The sequence below is a fragment of the Cupriavidus sp. GA3-3 genome (assembly GCF_000389805.1).
Taxonomy (GTDB): Bacteria; Pseudomonadota; Gammaproteobacteria; order Burkholderiales; family Burkholderiaceae; genus Cupriavidus; species Cupriavidus necator_D.
Map to the genome: position 1 here is coordinate 168,657 of NZ_KB944503.1, position 20,024 is coordinate 188,680.

Here is a 20,024-nt window from a genome sequence, read left to right on the forward strand (position 1 = left end):
GCGAACCCGGACGGCGCGGGTGGCGGATCCGCCATCCCCGCGCGGCCCTTCGCGGGCCATGCCGTCCACCCACCCAAAAACAGCAGACATGCATAAAAACGCTCTCAAAGCCCTTCTTGCCACGACCCTCTCGATTGCAGCACTCGGTGCCGCCGCACTGGCCAGCCCTGCCATGGCGCAAGGCCTGAACGACCGCGGCGTCGCCGCCGACCGCAACGGCTACAACCTGCACAACGGCAAGCGCAACCCGTTTACCGACGGTGCGCACGTCAATGGCAAGCGCGACCCCTTCACCGATGGCGCGCGCGTCAACGACCGGCGCGACCCGTTCACCGACGGCGCCAACCGCGCTGCCGCCGGCATGGAAGTGGCAGGCATGGACCGCAGCGGCGTGTCGGCACCGCCGGCCCATGGCGGCTCACGCGTATCGGCTGCCGCCTGACCGGCGCCTGCCCGCGCCACGGCAGCCGCCGTGGCGTGTCGACGGGGCGCAAGGCCCCGTCTCTTTTCCCATACCTCCCTGAAGGCCCCCTCATGAAAACCATCCTGTTCGCGCTGCTCGGCCTTGGCGCCCTGGCCGCGTCTTTTCCCGCGGCCGCCGGCCCTGACTGGGCTCTGATCGAGCGCGGCCGCGCCGCTGCCAGGACCGCAGCCGAGCGCACCGCACAAGCCCGCAATGCCACGCCTTGCGCACAAGTGGAAGTCGCCGCGTCGGCGACTTCGCCGGTTACATCACGCTGAGTGCTTCTGAGATGCGCGCTCGGGTGCTAGATTGAGAAGGCGTGCCGCCGCCAGGCGCCGGCCGTGCCTGACAAGCCACCCCACCAGAAGAGCGAGGAGCCGCGCATGTCCCTTCCCCACCTTGAATCCGGACAGATCGCCAGCGTGCTGCCACTGGGCGCACGGCTGGACCAGACCGCCACCCAGGCCCTGTTCAAGGAAGGCCCGCTGGAGGTGATGCGGCTGGTGCTGAAGGCGGGCAAGCATGTGCCGCCCCATGCGGTAGATGGCCCGATGACTGTGCAATGCCTGGAGGGCGAGGTGCGTGTGCGGGTGGACGGCGCCGAGCGCCAGTTGCACCAGGGCGACCTGCTCTACCTGGGGCCGAGCGTGCGCTACGACGTGACCGCCATCTCCGATGCCTCGGTGCTGGTCACGTTGGTCCTGCCCGGCAGCCGCTGAGTATCGCGCCTTTACACCACGGCAGGCTGCCAGCGCGCGCTGGCAGCCACAAAGGCATCGATCAGCGCCGCCACCGGCGCGCGGCGCAGTGCCGATTCGCGCACCAGCACGCCCACGTCGCGATAGAGCGGCCCGCCCGGCAATGGCGCCTGCACCACGCCCGCGGACTGCTGCAACGGCACCAGTCCGGACGGGATGATGGCGCAACCCAGGCCAGCTGCCACCATCAGCAGGATCACGGCCGGCTCATCCAGCTCCATCCCTTCCCTGACCCATAGCCGCTGCCGCTTCAGGTAGCCGTCCACCAGCTGCCCGCCGGTGCTGTGGCGGTTGTAGCGAATGAACGGAAGCGTCTCCAGCAACGCGCGCAGGTCTGCAGGCGCACCGGCGGGCCCGATGCCGACAAAGCCCTCGCGCACCAGCGGCACCCACTTGAGGTCCGGCGGAAAGCCCAGCCGCGGCCGGATCAGCACGGCGATGTCCAGCTCGCGCGCATCCACCTGCGTCAGCAGCTGGGTGGACATGCCCGGCACCACGTTGACGTGCGAGTCCGGAAACCGCCCCCGGAAATGCCGCATCGCATCGGCCAGCAAGGTGGCCTGGACCGTCGACACAGCGCCCAGCTCCACCGGCGCGGCGTCGGCATGCGGGCCGGCGCGGTCCTTCATCGCGGCATAGAGCTCGACAAAGCGCCGCGCTTCCGGCACCAGCCGGCGCCCGGCTTCGCTGAGCGCGACCGACTTGCCGGTGCGATCGAAGAGTACGCAGTCCAGGTCCTCTTCCAGCCGCCGGATCTGCGTGCTGACGGCCGACTGCGTCAGCGCCAGCCGCGCCGCGGCGGCGGAGAACGAGCCGGTTTCGGCGGCCACCAGGAAGGTCTGGAAGTAGCGGATCATCTATTGAAAATTCTGATACTCAGGCCAAAAATGATTCGCTTCATATTACGGGTTGTGCTGGCTACAATCAACGCGCAGGCCAACGCCTGCCCGCATAACGACCCCGACAAAGGCTTCCCGCATGAGCGCGACTTCCTCTATTCCCCTGTTCCACCTGGCTTTCCCCGTGCGCGACCTGGCCGAGGCAAGGCGCTTCTATGGCGACTTGCTTGGTTGCCCCGAAGGGCGCAGTTCCGAGGCCTGGGTGGACTTCAATTTCTATGGCCACCAGGTGGTGGCGCACCTGTCGCCCGAGGAGTGTGGTCACCGCGCCACCAGCGCCGTCGATGGCGACGACGTGCCGGTGCGGCACTTCGGCGCGATCCTGCCGATGGCCGAATGGGAGGCCCTGGCCGAGCGGCTGCGCGCGGCGGGCACACAGTTCGTGATCGAGCCGCATGTGCGCTTCAAGGGCCAGGTGGGCGAACAGGCCACCATGTTCTTCCTGGACCCGTCGGGCAATGCGCTGGAGTTCAAGGCCTTTGGCGACCTGAGCCAGGTGTTCGCCAAATAAGGCAGCGCGCGGCCGGGCTAGGCAATGCGGCGCATGGCCTCGCGGATCGGCTCGGACTCGGTCGGGCGCACCAGCCGCGCCACTTCCTGCCCGTCGCGCAGGAACACCAGCGTCGGCCACAGCTTGATGTGAAACGACCGGCCAAGCCGGCGCCCGCTGCCGTCCTCGATCTTGAGATGGCGCAATGCCGGATGCACGGCAAAGGCCTCAGCCAGCGCCGGCTGGGCGCGCTGGCAGTAGCCGCACCACGGCGCGCCGAATTCCAGCACGGTGGCGCCCGGCAGCGCATCCACTTCCGTGCGGGTCGGCTCGGTGGCCGCGTATTGCTGGGTCATGGGCATGGATCTGATCCTTTCGCGATAGCTGGCTGATGGTATCCGCATGCCTGCCAGATTCGTTCCAGCGGCGACTTCGGGCAGGCACCGCGCAAAGAGGATGCCCCAGACTGGCCCGGCTGTGTAATTTCTAGGCCGCCGTGGCGATTTCCCACCATGCCGGCAGCAGTTCGCGCACCTCGGCCGCGGCAAAGCGGTCGTCGATCAGGTAGACCACGCCCTGGTCCTGCTGCGTGCGGATGACCCGGCCTGCCGCCTGCACCACCTTGCGCAGCCCGGGATACAGGTAGGCATAGGCATAGCCCTGCCCGAACGCCTGCTGCATGCGCGCACGGAACTGCTCGTTGACCGAGTTGAACTGGGGCAGCCCCAGGGTGGCAACGAAGGCGCCGATCAGGCGCTCGCCGGGCAGGTCAACGCCTTCGGCAAAGGCGCCGCCGAGCACCGCAAAGCCGATGCCCTCGCCGCCTTCCGCAAACGTACCCAGGAACGCCGCCTGCGCGGCTTCGTCCATGCCCCGCGACTGCACCCAATGCGGAATGTCGGGGTGAGACTGGGCGAAGCGGGCCACGGCTTGCTGCAAGTACTCGTGGCTGCTGAAGAACGCCAGGTAGTTGCCGCGCCGTGCGCGGAACTGGCCGGCCATCAGCGCGACGATGGCCGGCAGCGATTGTTCGCGCCGCGCATAGCGGGTGGAGATGCGCGCTGCAATCCGCACCGACAGTTGCTCGGCGCGGAACGGCGATGGCACTTGCACCCGCGCGCAATCGGCCGGCAAACCCAGCGTATCGAGGTAGTAGGCGGCGGGATCGAGGGTCGCGGAGAACAGCGTGACCGAATGCGCGGCGCCAAAGCGCGGGCGCAGGAACGGGGCCGGGATGACATTGCGCAGGCACAGCCGCGCACGGTGGCCGCGGCCGCTGCGCGGCACGCGCTGGATATCGAACAGCGAATGCGCGTCGAGCTGCTCGGCCAGGCGTCCAAAATGCAGCGCATCGAAATAGAAGCGCTGCAGCGCCGGATCCTGCGCGCCTGGATGCTCGGTCATATGCGTCAGTGCCGCCGCGCAGCATTCGTCCAGCGCGCGGCGGAAGGCGGCGGGAACTTCGGGCAGGACTTCATAGGCATCGTCGCCCTGGCGCGCCAGCGCGCTCCACTGCCGGGCCAGCCGCGCCAATGGCTTGCGCACGACGGCCGGCGCGCCGCGGCGCACCTCGCGCAGCGATTGGGGGTCGAGTTCGGCGGTGTACATGGCGCGGCCGCGTTCGACCAGGTTGTGGGCCTCGTCGACCAGCACGCTGGCGCGCCAGCCATTGGCCGCGGTCAGCGCATACAGCAACGCGCTGCGGTCGAAGTAGTAGTTGTAGTCGGCCACCACCACGTCGCTCCATCGCACCAGCTCCTGCGACAGGTAGTAAGGGCAGATCCCGTGTGCCAGCGCCAGCGTGCGCACCGCGGCGCGGTCGCGCACCGGCACGCCGCGCGCCGCTTCGCGTGCTGCCGGCAGACGGTCATAGAAGCCGCGCGCCAGCGGGCAGGACTCGCCGTGGCAGGCCAGCTCCGGATGCTCGCAAGCCTTGTCGCGGGCCACCAGCTCCAGCACATGCAGCGGCCGCGCGCCGTGGCCGCGCAACGCATTGGCGGCGTGCAGCGCCACCCCGCGCCCGGTGGAGCGGGCCGACAGGAAGTAGACCTTGTCGATGCCCTGCCCCGGCATGGCCTTGAGCACCGGGAACAATGTGCCGACCGACTTGCCGATGCCGGTGGGCGCCTGCGCCAGCAGGTGGCGGCCCGCGCGGTTGGCGTTATAGACCGCCTGCGCCAGTTCGCGCTGGCCCGGGCGGAAACCCTGGTGCGGAAAGGCCAGCTGCGCCAGCGCGCCATCGCGTGCCTGCCGGTGGGCCAGTTCCGCCTGCGCCCAGTGCAGGAACTGCTCGCAGGTCTGCACGAAGAAGGCTTCAAGCGCCTGCGCAGTGAAGTGCTCCGCAACCGGGTGCTCGCGCTGGCTGATGATGTCGAAATAGACCACCGCGATCTCCAGCCCCGGCAGCCCCAGCTTGCGGCATAACAGGCAGCCGTAGACCTTGGCCTGCGCCCAGTGCAGGTGGCGGTGGTTGTCCGGCACCGCGGCATCGCCGCGCACGGTTTTGATTTCTTCGAGCCGGTTGGCGACGGGATCGTAGCCGTCGGCACGGCCGCGCACACGCAAGGGCCCGAAATCGGCGGCAAGCGCCACTTCGGCCTGGTAGGCCTCCCCGCGCCGGCTGGTTACTACCGCATGCCCGGCCACGCCCTCCTGCGCCGATGGCGTCGGCACGAAGCGCAGGTCCAGGTCGCCCGCCTTGGCGGTGAATTCGCACAGCGCGCGCACGGCCACCACGTAGGCCGGTGCGGCTGGCATGGCAGGCGGGGCTGGAATGAGTGGCGGGACGGCGGACACAGGAAACGGGGCGCGGCAGCAACTGTATGAATATACAGTATCACGCAAGAGCCTTATCGCATGACTGCAACTGCGGCATAAGGAAAGAGCAAAACGTTATTTCCATGTGCCCCACCCGCCGCTCTATATTGTCCGGCTTACTAGACAACAACCGCCTGCCGACGCGCCGGCGGACCACGACCGGAGCACAACCTTGACCCGCGGCATCACCCTTGGCGACACCCTCTCCTGGCCCGCGCGCTACCTGCCGCGCAAGACCGCGCTGGTCAGCGGCATCGGTGCCGGGCGACGCGCGTGGACGTATGCGGAGCTCGATGCCGAGGTCAACCGCCACGCGCACGCACTGCAGTCGCTGGGGATCGGCAAGGGCGACGTGGTCGCGGCCTTCCTCTACAACACTCCGGCCTTCGTCTTCACGCTACTGGCCACGGCGCGCATCGGCGCGGTCTACAACCCGGTCAACTACCGCCTGGCTGCGCAGGAACTGGCCTACATCCTGAACGATGGCGGCGCCAAGGCAGTGCTGTTCGAGCAGGAAGGCGCGGGCGTGGTGGAAAAGGCCGCCGAACTGGCGCCCGGCACCGCGCTGCGCATCTACGCAGACCCCGATGCCGCCCCCGCTTTCGCCACGCATCGGCTCGATACGCTGGCCGCGGCCCAGCCCGCCACGCCGCCCGCGGTGACGGTCCATGAGGACGATCCCTGCATCCTGATGTACACCAGCGGCACCACCGGCCGCCCCAAGGGCGTGGTGCACACCCATCGCAGCAAGCTGCAGCACAACGCGATGATGCACCAGGCCATGACGCTGTCGCGCGAGGACGTGGGCCTGTCGGTGGCGCCGCTGAACCATACCGCCGAGCTGCACACCAGCTTCCTGCCGCGGCTGCAGCTTGGCGCCACGCAGGTGCTGCAGCGCCGCTTCGACGCGGGCGAGGCCTGGCAACTGGTGGAAAGCGAGCGCGTCACGCACTTCTTTGCCGCGCCGACCATGGTGGGCATGCTGCTGAACCATCCGGATGCCGACGCACGCGACGTGTCTTCACTGCGGCTGGTGGAATACGGCGGCGCGTCGATGGCGCCGCACCTGATCCGCGAATGGGACCGCAAGGTCGGCGCCGGGCTGGTGCAGGTGTACGGCACCACGGAAATGGGCCCGTGCATGTCGGTGCTTTACCCGCATGAGCAGCTGAGCCACGCCGGCTCGGCAGGCCTGCCCGCGCTCGGCCATGAGCTGGTGGTGGCCAGGCTGCGCGACGACGGCGAGCCGACCGACCCCATGCAGCCGTGCGTGCCCGGTGAAGTCGGCGAAGTGCTGGTGCGTGGCCCCTGCATGATGCAGGGCTACCTGAACCGCCCGGATGCCAATGCGCGCGCGCTCGCGCACGGCTGGTACCACACCGGCGACCTCGGCAGCCTGGATGCGGACGGCTACCTGTGGATCCGCGATCGCATCGACTACATGATCAATTCCGGCGCGGAGAACGTCTATCCGCGCGAGGTGGAAGACGCGCTGATCGAGCACCCGGCCGTGCTGGAGGTAGCCGTGCTGGGCGAACCCGATCCGACCTGGGGCCAGGTCGTCGGCGCCTATGTGGTGACGCGCGGCAACGCACCGGTCAGCGCGGCGCAGCTCGACGCCTTCCTGTTGCAGGGTGACCGGCTGGCAGCCTACAAGCGCCCGCGCCGCTATCACTTCGTGGACGCATTGCCCAAGACCACCAGCGGCAAGATCCAGAAGCACATGCTGCGCGCGGGCGCCACGGCCTGAGCCTCAGACCAGGCGCGCGTCGTACTGCCAGCGGCGGACCTTGACGTAGGCCAGCCGCGCGGCGTCGGGGTGCGCCGGGTTGACCAGCACGTTGTGCTCTTCAGGGATGACGATGGAAGGCACCAGCAGCAAGGCGCTGGTGCCCCCGGCGGTCCAGGCTTCGCCGGTGTCGAGGCTGGTCTTTCCGGCGGGAATGGCATCCCACCCTACGGGGGCGGTGTCGACGCTCAGTTCCTGCGCAGCCGCCCATAGCTCGTCGGGGATGTCGATCCGGACCAGGTAGCGGTTCAGCGGCAGCCCGCCTGAACCCAGGTGGACCAGCGTTTCCAGGCAAGCCAGCGCGATGCTGGACGCCGCATAAATCAAGGGCGTGCCCTGCCGGTTCCAGCGCCCGCCGGTGGCCTTGGCGCCGGCGCCGCTGGCGTCGTCGGCGGTGTAGTCTGGGGTGTCGGTCGCGATCCGCCAGGCTGGCCTCACGCGTACGCCCCGCTCTGCATCCTGGCCACCAGGTCGGAAACGATACGCTGGCCGGCGAGCGTATCCATCAGCTCAGCGGGGCGGCGCCCGCCCAGCGCCGGCGAAGGCTGCTCCAGCCACTGCGCCACCCACTGCGCCGCGCTGAAACCGCGCGGATCGCCCGAGCTTTCCACCAGCGCCTGGACCTGCCCGACCAGCCGCGCCATGCCCAGCACACGCTCGCTCTGCTCGCTCGACAGGTTCTGGTGCGCCCGTGCCTTGCGGTCCACGGTGGCGCGCGGCAAGTCCAGTGTCTTGATCAGCTGCTCCTTGGTGGTGCCCATGGATTCGGCCAGGCGGGTCAGGTCTGAAGCCGGCACGCCTTCACGAATCGCGCGGATTACCGACATGGCGCCTTGCGTCGACAGGCTCGCCTCATAGACGGCGACGTAGTTGTTGACGCTCAGCTCGGGCGGAGCCGGGCGTTCATGAGCCAGCGGATAGCGGCCTTTGGGAGTGAGCGTGAGCGGCATGGCAGACCTCATCAAATGAGCATTTAGTATAGCTCAATTGGGAAAAGCCACCTGCTTCACTATAAGGCCCGCGTGCGCCGCCGACTCCCCTTGCCGGCGGCCAGCGCAGCGCGGGCCGGCCGTGTGCGGCGGACTGCCGGACTGGCGGGGCCGGCGGCGGCCGTGGTTGCGGCACCGGCCTGGTCGCGATACTCGGCCAGCAGGCTCTCCCGCTGCCGCACCCGTTCTTCCAGAACGGCGAGCGTCTGGCCAAGACGGGTCATCTCGCTGCCCTGCCGCGACGCGGCCTCGGCGGCACGCGTCAGCCGCTCAACGGCCGCCTTGCGCTCGGCTTCCAGCAGCTTCTGGGTCTCCTTGGCCGTCACACGCGCCGCGTCCAGCTCCAGCGCCATGCGCCGTTCATTGGCGGCGGCGCGCTGGTTCACGGTTTCCCGCTCCTGGTCCCACGCCGCCCGCTGCGCGGCGAAATCCTGCTGCATCGCGTTGTGTGCCAACAGCGCCGCGGCCGACTCTGCGCGCATTGTCTCTCCCTGTTGCTGCAGGGCGACGGCTGCGGCTTCAGCGCGCGCGGCGCGCTCCGTGGCGACGTCGCGGGCCCGTGTCAGTTCCGCCATGGCCGTCTCGGCCCCTTCCAGTCGGGCCTGCATGACCTGGCGTTCCTGCGCCAGGACTTCGCGCTCCTGCTCCAGAGCCGCCCGGGCCTCGGCCAGCGCCGCCTCACGCTGCACCAGCGCGGCCTCGGCCGAGGCCTTGGCTACCTGCAGCGCCGCTTCCCACAGGTAGCGCGCTGCCTCCGTGACTGGTTCCGGGCATCCGGGTGCGGGCGCAAAGGCCTGTGGATCCTGGATACGTCCACCCAGTGCCGCGAACCAGGCATCCAGGTGCGGGCTGACCGTATTGGGAGAGCCCCGCCCCAGGTGCAGGCGGATGCGTTCGATGGTGGGCCGCTGGCCGGCCTTGAGCAGGCTGTCGGCGGCCTGCCAGACGTCGTCCCGGGTAATGCCACGGCTGCGAAGGGTTTCCATGATGGGATCCGGCAAAAAGTCTGTGAGAGGACAAATAAGGTTCGATAATGGAGACTTATCGGCTTTTATCTGTCCTTTTCATATGATATATTACAGCATACATCATATTTAATATGATAAAAATCCGAGAAGCCCACGAAGCCTACTTTCCACCGATTGCATCCGATGTCGAACTACCGGCGCCGCTTCGCCCGTCCGAACTGGATCCCCTTGCCGAGCAAGCGGCCAATGCCTTGCGCCGCGAAGGCGAATCCCAAAACACGGTGGCAAGCTACCGGTCCGCACTGCGCTACTGGTCTGCCTGGTATGCCCTGCGCTACCGGCAACCTGTGCAGCTCCCGCTCGCGCCTGCCGTCGTCATCCAGTTCATCGTCGACCACGCCACGCGACAGACGTCGCAAGGTCCTGTCTGCGAGATGCCCGCGGCCATCGACCAGGCGCTGGTCGCTGACGGATACAAGGCACGACCCGGCCCGCCCGCGCTGTCCACGCTGACGCACCGGCTGGCGGTACTGGCCAAGGCCCATCGCCTGCAGGCCTTGCCCAACCCTTGCGCCGAAGCTGCGGTGCGCGAACTGATGGCCGGCATCCGGCGCGCCTATGCGCGCCGCGGACAGCGCCAGGCGCGCAAGGCGGCGCTGACCCGCGATCCGCTGCTGCGCCTGCTCGATACCTGTGATGACTCGCTGCGCGGCCTGCGCGACCGCGCGCTGCTGCTGTTTGCATGGGCCAGTGGCGGGCGCCGCCGCTCTGAAGTCGCGCGCGCGACCCTCGGCCACCTCACCCGGCTTGGCCCCGGTGATTTCGTCTATGCACTGGGCTGGTCCAAGACCAACCAGTCAGGCAACGAGCGCGCCGATACCGCCAAGCCCGTCACCGGTGCCGCCGGCCAGGCGCTGGAGGCATGGCTTGCTGCCGCCGGCATCAACAGCGGGCCGCTGTTTCGCCGCATCCGCCGCGGCGGGCATGTGGGAGAAGGTTTGTCCGATGCGGCGGTCAGCCGCATCGTCAAGACGCGCTGCGCATTGGCGGGACTGGAGGGCGACTACTCAGCGCATTCACTGCGCTCGGGCTTCGTTACCGAGGCTGCTGCGCAACAGGTGCCGCTGGCCGAGACCATGGCCATGACCGGCCACGCAAGCGTGTCGACGGTTGTACGTTACTTCCGCGCCGCGGACGCGCGGCGCTCGCGTGCTGCCGACCTGCTGGCGCAAGCGTCGCAATCCGCCGAAGGCGACTGAGGGCGGCTTGCAACTGGCGCCAATCATGCCGCGCAGCCGGCGCAAATACGGGTATTTCGCTAGCTGGCAGCGCTGGCTCGGGCTGCGGGGCGTGCCTATACTGGCAGCGCGCCGCACAGTGCCAGGCATGGCCGGCCGCGCCCGGAGAATCCAGCAGGCAATCGCCACTGGCACGAAGTGCAGCGGCGACCCATGGGATGCAATTGCGCACCGCCTGCCTGGACCGGAACAAGTAGAAACGCGGAGATGGGGATGCCCAACGAACAATTCCTCGCCACCCAGGAAACCCGGCGCTCGGGGCTGAAAGCCCTGCGGGCTGCCTTGCTGCAGGTTCACAAGGAAGTCATCGGCTATGACAGAACCCAGTATGAGCGCCTGAACGGCCCGATTCCTGCAGGCCTGTTTGTGCAACTGGTGACTGAAGACAACTACTTCCGCTGGCTTGACCCGCTGTCGCGCCTGATCATCGAGATCGACGAAGAGCTGGAGGCCAAGGAACACCACGACGAAACCTGCCGTGCAGTCGGACGCGCAGCGGAAAGACTGTTCAGCGACGGTTCTGACCCGGCCTTTCGCAAGCGTTACCAGGAAGCCCTGCAGGACGAGTCCGGCGTCATCGTGGCGCACGGACGGCTGATGTCGGTGATCGGGCAGCTGCGCCAGTTGCCATAGCACGCCGGATCGCGCGGGGCGCGTTGCGCGCGCCGCGGCATAGCCTGTCCGCCTACTTCGCCGGTTTCGGTTCCGGCGTGGGTTTGCGCGGCGCATGGGTATCGACTGCCACCGGGTCGCTCGCCGGGAATGTCTCTTTCAGCCCCTCGTCCAGTTCGCGCTCGATCAGTTCATCCTTGCGCTGTTGTTCACGGGAGGCTGGCGTCTGGTGCTTCTGCGTTGCGGGCTTGGTCATGGCGATGGGGCTCCGTTGGCATCCATGAGCCGATGGTAATCCCGTGCAGGCCGCATTGCCATCACGGCGACGCAGGCTCATCGCCCCCTGCCGCCGCGCCCGCCCCCATGCCAGCCACCGTGCCCACGGCCACCACCGCCATGCCAGTGATGCCCGCCATGCCTGCCGTAGCTGCCGCCGTGGATATAGGTAAAGCTGCCGTAGAAACCACCGTAGCCCGGCCAAGGACGGTAGTACGGGTAGTACGCCGGCGCCGGGTAACCGTCATAGTAGGCAGAGGAAACCGGATAAGCCGGATAAGCAGGGTAGTAAGAGTCGCCAGCATAGGGATAGGCGACGCAGCCAGTCAGCACTGCCACGCAGAGGGCCGCTCCCAATCCATATCGCATGATCCGCTCCTCACCGTGGCGCCGGCGTTCGGCTGCCTGACAGCAAGTTAGACTGTTCTGCAGGCCGCGCAATTCCTCGAAATGCGGACGCGCCCTGATAGCGCGCGGCAATCGACCTGCGTAGATCGAGACAATTCAGGGCGATATTTAAGAAATGTCCGATATTCAGCTGAGAAGCAACGGAATACAGTCCTCTTGCACCCGGCCCGCGGGTGCCCCGACAGAGCCAGGTTGACCCCCTTCCTGGTTCCTTACACTGCCACGATGGTTTCTGGCCATCGTGGCATTTTTTTCGCCGTGATCCTGCTGCAGGCGCTAGAGGCCCTTCTCGACCATGTCGAGCAGGCGCTGCCCGAGGATCTCTGCCTGCTCCTTGGCGCGGCTGCGCAGCGGGCCGTCGATCAGCAGGACGGCCAGGCCATGCACGGCCGACCACGCCAGGTACTCCGCACCCGGCCGGCGCTCGGGCGGCAGCACGCCGGCTTCCACCAGCTTGTCCAGCGCCGCGCCCAGCAGCTGGAACGGATTGAGACCGCTGTTGCCTGCCTTGGCCGGATCGGCATCATCTTCCACTTCATCCGGCACCGAAAACGCGGTGCGGAACAGTCCGGTCTCGGCCAGCGCAAAGCGCAGGTAGCCGGTGCCGACCGCACGCAGGCAGGCACGCGCATGCGCGGCGGCTCCACGGCCCGGGCGCAGCCCGCCGATTTCACCCTCCATAGCAATGGCAAGCGACGACAAGGCCGAGGCCCGCACTGCCTGCAGCAGGTCCTGCCGGCTGGCGAAGTGCCGGTACGCGGCATTGGGCACCACGCCGGCACGGCGTGTGGCCTCGCGCAGCACGATGGCGTCGGGGCCACCCTCGCGTGCCAGGTCGATGCCTGCGTCCAGCAGCGCGCGGCGCAGGTCGCCGTGGCGGTAGGTGGCGCGCGCCGGAGGCGCGGGGACAGCCCGGGTCATGCGGCTCCCCTTGAATATGGATAACGGTTCATGATGTGCATACGCTTATAGTGAACAGTGTACACAATCAGGCCGCAACAAGTCTTTTGCATTGAGAATTGCAGGAACCAGCGGACCGGAATGCGGGCTTCAGAGGATGGGCGCAAACAGCTTGGCGACGTGCATCGCCACGCGCAGCGGCGCCGGCGCATCGAGGAACTCGTTCAGCCCGACGCGCCGGGCCTGGGCGAAGTCGGCTTCGAGCATGGTGGCCACGCTCGCGGCAAAGCCCTTGTCGGCAGTCATCACCATCAGCTCGAAGTTGAGCCGGAACGAGCGGTTGTCCAGGTTGGCGGTGCCGACCGCCGCGGCTTCGTCGTCGATCAGGATGACCTTCTGGTGCAGGAAGCCGGGCTGGTAGCGATACAGCTTGATGCCCGCGGACACGGCCTGGTACGCATAGATAGTGGAGGCGGCATAGACCACCAGATGATCGGGCCGCGCCGGAATCAGGATGCGCACATCCACGCCGCGCAGCACGGCCAGCCGCAGCACCGCAAACACCGCCTCGTCGGGCACGAAATACGGCGACGTGATCCACAGCCGGTGGCGCGCCGCCTGGATGGCCTCGACAAAGAACAGCGAACAGGTCTCCTGCGCGTCGGCAGGGCCTGACGGCACCACCTGGCAGGTCATGCGCCCGCCCGCTTCTGGCGGCGGCATCAGCAGGTGCGGCACCTCGCGCGCGGCCCAGAACCAGTCTTCGGCAAAGGCCATCTGCAGGTCCAGCACGGCGCTGCCGCGCAGTGCAATATGGGTGTCGCGCCACGGCGCCAGTGGCGGGCGTTCGCCCAGGTATTCGACGCCGACGTTGTGGCCACCGACAAAGGCCTCGCTGCCATCGACGATCACCAGCTTGCGATGGTTGCGAAAATTGAGCTGGAACCGGTTGACAAAGCCGCGGTGCGTGGAGAATGCCCGCGCATCGACGCCGGCCTCGGCCAGCGTGCGCACGTAGCGGCGCGGCAGCGCGTGGCAGCCGATGCGATCGAACAGGAAGTACACCTTGACGCCGGCCCGCGCGCGCTCGCACAGCAGCGCCTGCAGGCGCTGGCCCAGCGCATCGTCATGCACGATGAAGAACTGCACGATCAGCACCTGGCTGGCCCGCGCGATCGCGGCAAAGATCGCCTCGAAGGTCTGCTCGCCGTTGACCAGCAAGCGCACGTCATTGTTGGCCAGGCACGGCATGCCGGTCAGCCGGGGTAGCGCACGCATGCAGGCCTGCGCCGGCGCATGGACCACGCAGGCGCTGCGCGCCTCGCGCTCGCGCGGGGTCATGCCGTGGCGCAGCTCGCGCAGGTGGTCGTCATTGAAGCGCCGGGCGTCGACGTAGCCGGCGAAGGTGCTGCGCCCGAAGATCAGGTAGGGCACCAGCGTGAAGTACGGCATCATCAGCAGCGACCCCGCCCACGCGATCGCGCCGGGCGCGGTGCGCACCGTCATGACGGCATGCAGGGCAGCCACCACGCCGACGACGTGAAAGCACAGGACGATGATGGCGATGACACTCGGGCTCTGCAGCATCGGTGGGCTTGAGTCCCCGGACCGGAACGCGATGCGCGCTATTTTGGCACACCCTGCCCGAATGTTGACAGCACGGCGCCCATAACGCCCACGCGGCTGCCTTCTTTTTTTGCACGCCGACAGCATCACGGCGCCAGGCCGCAGTCCGGCCGCTGCGCCCTGGCTTGTCCACAGGAGCTGTGGACAACTTTCCATATCGCCATCGGCGCCGCCGACATACGCCCCCTCACGCCAACAACGCGAGCGCCATCAAAAAAACAGCAGAAATTTCAGAAATGTCCGATTGTCCTGTGGACCACACTTTTTGTACGCTTGCTGCTTGCGAACGGTAGTGCTGCGTGCGTGCGCGCCTGGTGCCTGCCTTCGTTCCATCGCTGTCCGGCTCCAGCCCTGCCGCGGTCCGGCCGTCCCTGCCACGGCTCTCGTATTTCGCCATCGATGAATATTGCGCTGCTCATGGGCAAGTCGCCCCAACTCCGGCCGGTGCCGGAACTGCTGGCACGTTCCGGTTATCGTTGCAACGTGTTTGAAACGGGCCGCGACCTGATCCACGGTGTCAGCCAGGTACCGTTCGACATGCTGCTGATCGATGATGAACTGCCAGACCTGCCGGCCATCGACGTTATCCGTGCCGTGCGCTGTGCGCGCTCACGCGATGTGCCCATCATCATGCTTGCGGCCGACAGCAGTGAAGACGGCCTCATCGATGCACTCGACGCCGGCGCTGATGACTACGTGTGCCGCCCGCTCAATGTGCGCGTGCTCATGGCACGCATCACGGCGCTGCGCCGCCGGGTGACCGGCGAGCGCCTGCGCCAGGGCCTGGTAGTGCGCGTCGGCCCCTACCAGCTCAACAGCGTGGGCCGCTTTGCCACGCTGCACGACGAGCGCATCGAAATGACGCCGAAGGAATTCGACCTGGCCATGCTGTTGTTTTCCAATGTCGGCAGGGTCCTGTCCAGCGACCGCATCCAGCAGGCGGTGTGGCGGCATGAACTGGCGCCGCTGTCGCGGGCACTGGCGGGACTGATGTCGCGCCTGCGCAAGACCCTGCGCATCGGCATCGCCAACGGCATCGTCATCACTGTCGTCTACGCGCACGGCTACCGGCTCGACGTACTGGAAGGGGGCGCAGCGCCCAGGCTGCCCGCGTCGGACCGCCGGCTCACCAGACGCAGGCAGCCGGACCGCTAGACCGACAGCGTCGCGGCCAGCGACAGGAAATCCAGCACGGCCATGCCGGTTGCCGAGCGCTTGGCCTCGCGCTTGGCCGCCGCCGCGGCGGCGCCGATATGCTGGCTGCCCAGCCGCTGCAGGCCCGCCACGCCCTCGCCGCTCACGCACACCACGCCAACCGCCATCGACACTGGCGCAAAGAAGACCGGCCGCCCGTGGCGGTCTTCGCCATGCATGCCGCCGGCGTTGCGATCGGCGGGCGAATACATGGCGCGCGCCGCGTCATTGAAGCGCCGGATCGCAGCTTGCAGGCGCGCGGCCCAGTCGCTGCTCTGGTACAGCACCAGGAAGTCGTCGCCGCCCACATGGCCGAGAAAATCGCGTGCGGGATCACAGGCCTCGGCCAGGATGGCGGCCGCGCCCTTGAGCATTTCATCGCCCTTCCAGTAGCCATATTTGTCGTTGAAGGGCTTGAAGTGGTTCAGGTCGACATAGCAGGCGCGGAACTCGCTGGCGGCTTCGATCAGGCGCTCGATATGCTGGTTCAGCGGGATATTGCCGGGCAGGAAGGTCAGCGGATTGGCGTAGCGCGCCGCCTCCATGCGCACTTCGGTGATGGCCCGGATCAGATCAGCGCCGGTGCCCAGGCCGATATAGCGGCCCTGTTCGGTAATCACGAAACCATCGGCAAGCGAGCGCGTGTTCTCGCCGGACAGGATCTGCGCCATCTCCTCCAGGCTGGCGCGATGGTCAAAGCAGGCCGGCTCGCGGTTGGCCATGGCGATGCAGGCCTTCTTGCCATACAGCTCGCGATGGAATGGCGCCGCGTAGCGGTCGATGAAAGCCTGGCGGCTGATGATCGCCAGCGGCCGGCCTTCGTCATTGACGACGGCCACGGCCTGCAGGTCGGGCTGGTCCTGGAAGACGCGCAGCACCGCATCGTTGCTGGTGGCAGGCGACACCGTCGGCGCAGGCCGCAGCAGGCGCCCGGCGGTGATGCCCGACCAGCCTGAGCGCACCATTTGCGGAAACACGGCGATATGCCGCGAAGCCAACGCCTGGTGCACGTGCTGCGGCGCCTGCGCGGCCGGCCGCAACAAGGGCCGGCCCACGTAGTAGCCCTGGGCGCCGGCCACGCCCAGGTCGCGGATCACGGCGAGCTCGTCTTCGTCCTCGACGCCTTCGGCGATCACGCGCCCGCCAAAGGCGCTCATCACGCGCAGCAGCGCGCGCAGGATCTCCAGCCGCCGCGAACAGGACGCAATGCCCCGCACCAGCGATTTGTCGATCTTGACGAACTGCGGCGACAGGTGCGCAAGCAGGTCGAGGTTGGCATGCCCGGTGCCGAAATCATCCAGCGCGTACTGCATGCCAAGCTCGCGCAGCACCGCCATCGCCTGGGCAAAGCTGGCAGCATCGCCGATCGGGGTCTGTTCGGTGATTTCGATCACCAGGCGCGACGGCGCAATACCGGCCTCCAGCAGCGCCGCCATCAGCCGCCCGCGCTCGGCCAGCAGGTGCCGCAACGTCATGGGGCTGAAATTGAGGAACAGCTTGCCGGGCAGGTCCAGGCTGCGCCAGGCGGCCAGCGCGGTGCGCGCCGCGTGGATCTCCAGCGCCATGGTCGCGGCAACGCCCTGCGCCAGCCGGAACAACGCGTCCGGGCTCGCCCAGGGCGAGCCCGCCGGCCCCCGGATCAGCGCCTCGTAGCCGAGTATCTCGGCATTGTCCGCCTGCACGATCGGCTGGAATACCGCATGCAGCGGCGGCAGCCGCGCATGCGCAAGTGCTGCGGCGATGGGGGTACCAGATGCGACAGGTGCGCGGTCGAGCAAAGGCGTGGCGGCAGGCAGGCCTGTCATGGCGGGAAATCCGGGGATGGGGCAAGAGGGCGAGCGACATTGCATGACATGGATATGACAGCGTGATGACAAAAATCCTCATTCCATGTCACGCCGGCGTCACGTTGATGATCGACCATCCGTGCGCCGCCTGCGACCGTCCCGGACAGAGGACAGCGCGCGCGGCAATTCGGGTCAAGCCCGGGCCGTGCATCCTTCAGGAGCCAGCACGCCCGTTTGGAGTCTTCTCCGTGGTGCAAGTCATCAAGACACACCTGCCCGGCCGCAGCCGGGCAGCTGCCCCCGCGCGGCTGTTCGCGCGGCTTTCCGCACGACTGGGCCGCCTGCCGCTGGTGGCACGCCTGTGCGCTGCCTTTGCCCTGGTGTACCTGTTCGGTGCCGCGGTCGGGTTGACCGGGATCGCCAACCTGGTCTCGATCAAGGCGCGCACCGACACCCTGTACCAGCACGACATGCACGGTGCCATCTCGGCCGAGCGCGCGCAGTCGGCACTGGCCACCCTCGGCCGTGCCCAGCTGGCGTTGACCATGGCCACCAGCAGCACCGAGCGCGACGATGCCGCCGCCGACGTCGCGCTCGGCCTGTCGCAGCTCGATGCTGCGCTGGCCGGCGTACGCCAGGCCGCCGCAGCACAGGCCGCGCCGCTGCTGCGCGAACGCCAGCGCACCGGCGAGCTGGTGCAGGCCTACGTGGCGCTGCTGCGCAAGCAGCCGCTGGACTCGCTGCAATTCGACAGCGCGGTCTCGGTCGACGGCCACTTCGTTACTGAACAGCTGCAATCCCTCAGCCGGCAAGTGGAAGCCGTGCGCCAGCAGCAGGAACAAAAGGCCGCCGCCACGGTGGCCAGCGTGGCGGCCAGCCAGCTGCGCGCGCAGGCATGGATGGCCGCCCTGCTCGGCGCCAGCCTGCTGGCGGCCGCCGCGCTGGCGTGGATCGCTGCGCGCAGCCTGCGTGCCGAACTTGGCGGCGAGCCGCGCGACGCCGCCGAGATCGCTCGCCGCATAGCCGCCGGCGACCTGACCGCCACTATCACCCTGCGCCCGTCGGACCATAGCAGCATGCTGCACCACGTGGCCGGCATGCGCGACCAGCTTGCCGGCGTACTGGCCCGTATTCAGGCCAGCGCCCAGGAGATCACCGCGGCCGGCCAGCAGATCGCCGAAGACAACCACGCCTTGTCGGCGCGCACCCAGCGGCAGGCCAGCGCGCTCGATGCCACCACCGGCAGCATGCAGGCACTGGCAGCACGCGTGGCCGACGCGCACGCCCAGGCCACCGAATCGAGCCAGATGGCCAGCCAGGCACGCGCCGCCACCGATGCCGGCGCTGCCGTGGTGCAGCAGATGCGCGGCGCGATGGATACGCTGCACGGCCACTCGCGCCATATCGCCGAGATCGTCGGCGTGATCCAGGGGATCGCCTTCCAGACCAATATACTGGCGCTGAATGCCGCGGTGGAAGCGGCCCGCGCCGGCCCCGCCGGCCGCGGCTTCGCGGTGGTCGCGCAAGAAGTGCGCGCGCTGGCCCAGCGCAGCGCCGATGCGGCGCGCGAGATCGGCGGCATCGTCAGCACCGCTACACACGAGATCGAGCAAGGCGCGCGCCTGAGCGCCAGCGTGGTGGCGGCAATGGACCGCATCGCGGCTACCGTCGGGCACAGCCATGCGCTGTCCGAGGCCTTGCGCACGCTTGCCGACGAGCAGGCCGGCAGCGTGCAGGCCGCCGGGCAATCCGTATCGCAGCTGCGCCAGACCGCCCAGCAGAACGCGGCGCTGGTCGATGAGCTGGCCAGCCAGGCAGCCCGGCTGGACCAGCACGCAGCGGCACTGGCCGACGATGTGGCCCGCTTCCGCTTCTAGTGCGTGTCATCTTTGTAACGGGCAGATGTGTCTGGGCGAAACATTTGTCATGGCGACGTAACCGGCATTTACGTCTACCCCGATAAAGTTACAGATCTGTTTCAACTGAACCCGCGCCGGTTACGTGTCAGCCTGCCCGTGGCGAGTAATCTTGGTTCACACCAACTGAACTGTCACCCGCACAGGAAACCATGGCTGAACGACTCATCATGCTGGACGTACCCGGCGTCCTGTATTCCGACCGCTCCCGCACCCGCCTCGGCGGCATTCCGGATTCGGGCACGCTGCGCGACGTCCGGTTCTTTGATCCTGTCGCGCTGGGGTTCGTACGCAGGTTGTTCGGCGTGGCCGGCGCCCGCGTGGTGGTGTCCGACGCCTGGCGCCGCGGCACGCCCGCGGCAATCCTGCAGCAGCTGGACCTGCAGGTCGAAGCCATGACCCCGCCGGCCGCAGGCGGCCATGGTGCGGAGATCGAAGCTTATTTCGCCCAGGGCGCCAAGCCGGTTCACTACGTGATCATTTCCTGCGCCGCCCCGGAGTCGATGCCCGAGGCCTTGCGCGAGCATCTCGTCACCGTTGACCCGGCTGCCGGGCTGACCCTGGAGAACTTCCAGCAGGCGCTCGGCATCCTGGGCGTGGCCTGCCCGTCCACGGTGATGCCTGCACCGAAACTGGATGCCGGCCTGAAGGCCAAGCTGGCCCAGCTGCAGCAGCGCGCCCGGGAAAATCCGGCCCGCTTTGGCGGCGCACTGGCACCGGCACGCGAGCGCACGCCCGTCCCCGCCTGATCCGCACCAGCAGCACATCCCGACGGGGCGCCATAAAGCGCCCCGTTTGCATTGGTGCCCCCGCCACGCGCCCCCGATCCCGTAT

Annotated in this window: 22 protein-coding genes; 10 read left to right on the forward strand and 12 right to left on the reverse strand. The window is 68.0% G+C overall.

All coding sequences use genetic code 11. The features are described 5' to 3' along the window. Positions 1-88: 88 nt before the first annotated feature. From C265_RS27435 to C265_RS27445, 3 genes are all read left to right on the forward strand, one after another. The gene (locus C265_RS27435) at positions 89-442 is read left to right on the forward strand and encodes a hypothetical protein (RefSeq protein WP_037025442.1); all 354 of its coding nucleotides are present in this window, start codon (positions 89-91) and stop codon (positions 440-442) included. 92 nt (positions 443-534) lie between these two features. Then, positions 535-741 carry a hypothetical protein gene (locus tag C265_RS27440; protein ID WP_010809385.1) on the forward strand — a complete coding sequence of 69 codons (207 nt, stop codon included), beginning with the start codon at positions 535-537 and terminating at the stop codon, positions 739-741. Between the two features lie 105 nt (positions 742-846). Then, on the forward strand, positions 847-1,182 hold the full coding sequence (locus C265_RS27445; RefSeq protein ID WP_010809386.1) for a cupin domain-containing protein: 336 nt from the start codon (positions 847-849) through the stop codon (positions 1,180-1,182). Between the two features lie 11 nt (positions 1,183-1,193). On the opposite strand, the gene C265_RS27450 is transcribed toward C265_RS27445, so the two are convergent. After that, on the reverse strand, positions 1,194-2,078 hold the full coding sequence (locus C265_RS27450) for a LysR family transcriptional regulator (RefSeq protein WP_010809387.1): 885 nt from the start codon (positions 2,076-2,078) through the stop codon (positions 1,194-1,196). Between the two features lie 121 nt (positions 2,079-2,199). On the opposite strand from C265_RS27450, the gene C265_RS27455 reads away from it, so the two are divergent. Continuing rightward, entirely contained in the window at positions 2,200-2,631 is a 432-nt protein-coding gene (locus C265_RS27455; protein WP_010809388.1) for a VOC family protein, read from the forward strand. A 17-nt stretch (positions 2,632-2,648) separates the two neighbouring features. On the opposite strand, the gene C265_RS27460 is transcribed toward C265_RS27455, so the two are convergent. Beyond that, positions 2,649-2,972, reverse strand: coding sequence for a thioredoxin family protein (locus C265_RS27460; RefSeq protein ID WP_010809389.1), 324 nt, complete (start codon positions 2,970-2,972; stop codon positions 2,649-2,651). Positions 2,973-3,096: 124 nt separating this feature from the next. Beyond that, positions 3,097-5,367: an ATP-dependent DNA helicase gene (locus C265_RS27465; protein ID WP_010809390.1), complete on the reverse strand. Its 2,271-nt coding sequence runs from the start codon at positions 5,365-5,367 to the stop codon at positions 3,097-3,099. Positions 5,368-5,599: 232 nt separating this feature from the next. Here C265_RS27465 and C265_RS27470 point away from each other — a divergent pair, with 232 nt between their 5' ends. Further along, a complete protein-coding gene (locus C265_RS27470) occupies positions 5,600-7,177 on the forward strand; it encodes a fatty acid--CoA ligase (protein WP_010809391.1) in 1,578 nt (525 codons plus the stop codon). 3 nt (positions 7,178-7,180) lie between these two features. Here C265_RS27470 and C265_RS27475 read toward each other — a convergent pair whose 3' ends face one another. Genes C265_RS27475 through C265_RS27485 form a run of 3 tightly spaced genes read right to left on the reverse strand, consistent with a single transcriptional unit; the run spans position 7,181 to position 9,191 of the window. Then, the gene (locus C265_RS27475) at positions 7,181-7,654 is read right to left on the reverse strand and encodes an RES family NAD+ phosphorylase (RefSeq protein WP_010809392.1); all 474 of its coding nucleotides are present in this window, start codon (positions 7,652-7,654) and stop codon (positions 7,181-7,183) included. Beyond that, entirely contained in the window at positions 7,651-8,166 is a 516-nt protein-coding gene (locus C265_RS27480; protein ID WP_010809393.1) for an antitoxin Xre-like helix-turn-helix domain-containing protein, read from the reverse strand. Before C265_RS27480 ends, C265_RS27475 begins: the two co-directional genes overlap by 4 nt. Positions 8,167-8,225: 59 nt before the next feature. Then, the gene (locus C265_RS27485; protein WP_010809394.1) at positions 8,226-9,191 is read right to left on the reverse strand and encodes a DNA-binding protein; all 966 of its coding nucleotides are present in this window, start codon (positions 9,189-9,191) and stop codon (positions 8,226-8,228) included. 113 nt (positions 9,192-9,304) lie between these two features. On the opposite strand from C265_RS27485, the gene C265_RS27490 reads away from it, so the two are divergent. Both C265_RS27490 and C265_RS27495 read left to right on the forward strand, forming a co-directional pair. Next, on the forward strand, positions 9,305-10,432 hold the full coding sequence (locus tag C265_RS27490) for a site-specific integrase (RefSeq protein ID WP_010809395.1): 1,128 nt from the start codon (positions 9,305-9,307) through the stop codon (positions 10,430-10,432). Between the two features lie 246 nt (positions 10,433-10,678). Then, positions 10,679-11,104 (forward strand): hypothetical protein, encoded by a 426-nt coding sequence (locus C265_RS27495; RefSeq protein ID WP_035823937.1) that lies wholly within the window; start codon positions 10,679-10,681, stop codon positions 11,102-11,104. Between the two features lie 52 nt (positions 11,105-11,156). Here C265_RS27495 and C265_RS27500 read toward each other — a convergent pair whose 3' ends face one another. From C265_RS27500 to C265_RS32385, 5 genes are all read right to left on the reverse strand, one after another. Beyond that, complete coding sequence (locus tag C265_RS27500) at positions 11,157-11,339, reverse strand: hypothetical protein (RefSeq protein ID WP_010809397.1); 183 nt, start codon at positions 11,337-11,339, stop codon at positions 11,157-11,159. A gap of 77 nt (positions 11,340-11,416) precedes the next feature. Then, positions 11,417-11,728, reverse strand: coding sequence for a hypothetical protein (locus C265_RS31890; protein ID WP_010809398.1), 312 nt, complete (start codon positions 11,726-11,728; stop codon positions 11,417-11,419). 315 nt (positions 11,729-12,043) lie between these two features. Then, positions 12,044-12,688: a TetR/AcrR family transcriptional regulator gene (locus C265_RS27505; RefSeq protein WP_010809399.1), complete on the reverse strand. Its 645-nt coding sequence runs from the start codon at positions 12,686-12,688 to the stop codon at positions 12,044-12,046. A gap of 129 nt (positions 12,689-12,817) precedes the next feature. Then, the gene (cls, locus tag C265_RS27510) at positions 12,818-14,254 is read right to left on the reverse strand and encodes a cardiolipin synthase (RefSeq protein ID WP_010809400.1); all 1,437 of its coding nucleotides are present in this window, start codon (positions 14,252-14,254) and stop codon (positions 12,818-12,820) included. A 226-nt stretch (positions 14,255-14,480) separates the two neighbouring features. Next, positions 14,481-14,690, reverse strand: a complete 210-nt coding sequence (locus C265_RS32385) for a hypothetical protein (RefSeq protein ID WP_136227860.1) — start codon at positions 14,688-14,690, stop codon at positions 14,481-14,483. Positions 14,691-14,692: 2 nt separating this feature from the next. Here C265_RS32385 and C265_RS27515 point away from each other — a divergent pair, with 2 nt between their 5' ends. Further along, a complete protein-coding gene (locus C265_RS27515; RefSeq protein ID WP_010809401.1) occupies positions 14,693-15,448 on the forward strand; it encodes a response regulator transcription factor in 756 nt (251 codons plus the stop codon). Here C265_RS27515 and C265_RS27520 read toward each other — a convergent pair. After that, positions 15,445-17,292 carry a phosphodiesterase gene (locus C265_RS27520; RefSeq protein WP_010809402.1) on the reverse strand — a complete coding sequence of 616 codons (1,848 nt, stop codon included), beginning with the start codon at positions 17,290-17,292 and terminating at the stop codon, positions 15,445-15,447. The two genes, C265_RS27515 and C265_RS27520, sit on opposite strands and share 4 nt — an antisense overlap. Positions 17,293-17,522: 230 nt before the next feature. Here C265_RS27520 and C265_RS27525 point away from each other — a divergent pair, with 230 nt between their 5' ends. Both C265_RS27525 and C265_RS27530 read left to right on the forward strand, forming a co-directional pair. Next, positions 17,523-19,151 (forward strand): methyl-accepting chemotaxis protein, encoded by a 1,629-nt coding sequence (locus C265_RS27525; RefSeq protein ID WP_010809403.1) that lies wholly within the window; start codon positions 17,523-17,525, stop codon positions 19,149-19,151. A 191-nt stretch (positions 19,152-19,342) separates the two neighbouring features. Beyond that, on the forward strand, positions 19,343-19,939 hold the full coding sequence (locus tag C265_RS27530; RefSeq protein ID WP_037025447.1) for an HAD domain-containing protein: 597 nt from the start codon (positions 19,343-19,345) through the stop codon (positions 19,937-19,939). The last annotated feature ends 85 nt before the right edge of the window (positions 19,940-20,024 follow it).

Excerpts from the sequence above, each read along its gene's own strand:
- C265_RS27435 (WP_037025442.1), top strand. The coding sequence starts at position 89 with ATGCATAAAAACGCTCTCAAAGCCCTTCTTGCCACGACCCTCTCGATT.
- C265_RS27440 (WP_010809385.1), top strand. The coding sequence starts at position 535 with ATGAAAACCATCCTGTTCGCGCTGCTCGGCCTTGGCGCCCTGGCCGCG.
- C265_RS27445 (WP_010809386.1), top strand. The coding sequence starts at position 847 with ATGTCCCTTCCCCACCTTGAATCCGGACAGATCGCCAGCGTGCTGCCA.
- C265_RS27450 (WP_010809387.1), bottom strand. The coding sequence starts at position 2,078 with ATGATCCGCTACTTCCAGACCTTCCTGGTGGCCGCCGAAACCGGCTCG.
- C265_RS27455 (WP_010809388.1), top strand. The coding sequence starts at position 2,200 with ATGAGCGCGACTTCCTCTATTCCCCTGTTCCACCTGGCTTTCCCCGTG.
- C265_RS27460 (WP_010809389.1), bottom strand. The coding sequence starts at position 2,972 with ATGCCCATGACCCAGCAATACGCGGCCACCGAGCCGACCCGCACGGAA.
- C265_RS27465 (WP_010809390.1), bottom strand. The coding sequence starts at position 5,367 with ATGCCAGCCGCACCGGCCTACGTGGTGGCCGTGCGCGCGCTGTGCGAA.
- C265_RS27480 (WP_010809393.1), bottom strand. The coding sequence starts at position 8,166 with ATGCCGCTCACGCTCACTCCCAAAGGCCGCTATCCGCTGGCTCATGAA.
- C265_RS27485 (WP_010809394.1), bottom strand. The coding sequence starts at position 9,191 with ATGGAAACCCTTCGCAGCCGTGGCATTACCCGGGACGACGTCTGGCAG.
- C265_RS27490 (WP_010809395.1), top strand. The coding sequence starts at position 9,305 with ATGATAAAAATCCGAGAAGCCCACGAAGCCTACTTTCCACCGATTGCA.
- C265_RS27495 (WP_035823937.1), top strand. The coding sequence starts at position 10,679 with ATGGGGATGCCCAACGAACAATTCCTCGCCACCCAGGAAACCCGGCGC.
- C265_RS27500 (WP_010809397.1), bottom strand. The coding sequence starts at position 11,339 with ATGACCAAGCCCGCAACGCAGAAGCACCAGACGCCAGCCTCCCGTGAA.
- C265_RS31890 (WP_010809398.1), bottom strand. The coding sequence starts at position 11,728 with ATGCGATATGGATTGGGAGCGGCCCTCTGCGTGGCAGTGCTGACTGGC.
- C265_RS27505 (WP_010809399.1), bottom strand. The coding sequence starts at position 12,688 with ATGACCCGGGCTGTCCCCGCGCCTCCGGCGCGCGCCACCTACCGCCAC.
- cls (WP_010809400.1), bottom strand. The coding sequence starts at position 14,254 with ATGCTGCAGAGCCCGAGTGTCATCGCCATCATCGTCCTGTGCTTTCAC.
- C265_RS32385 (WP_136227860.1), bottom strand. The coding sequence starts at position 14,690 with ATGGCGAAATACGAGAGCCGTGGCAGGGACGGCCGGACCGCGGCAGGG.
- C265_RS27515 (WP_010809401.1), top strand. The coding sequence starts at position 14,693 with ATGAATATTGCGCTGCTCATGGGCAAGTCGCCCCAACTCCGGCCGGTG.
- C265_RS27520 (WP_010809402.1), bottom strand. The coding sequence starts at position 17,292 with ATGACAGGCCTGCCTGCCGCCACGCCTTTGCTCGACCGCGCACCTGTC.
- C265_RS27530 (WP_037025447.1), top strand. The coding sequence starts at position 19,343 with ATGGCTGAACGACTCATCATGCTGGACGTACCCGGCGTCCTGTATTCC.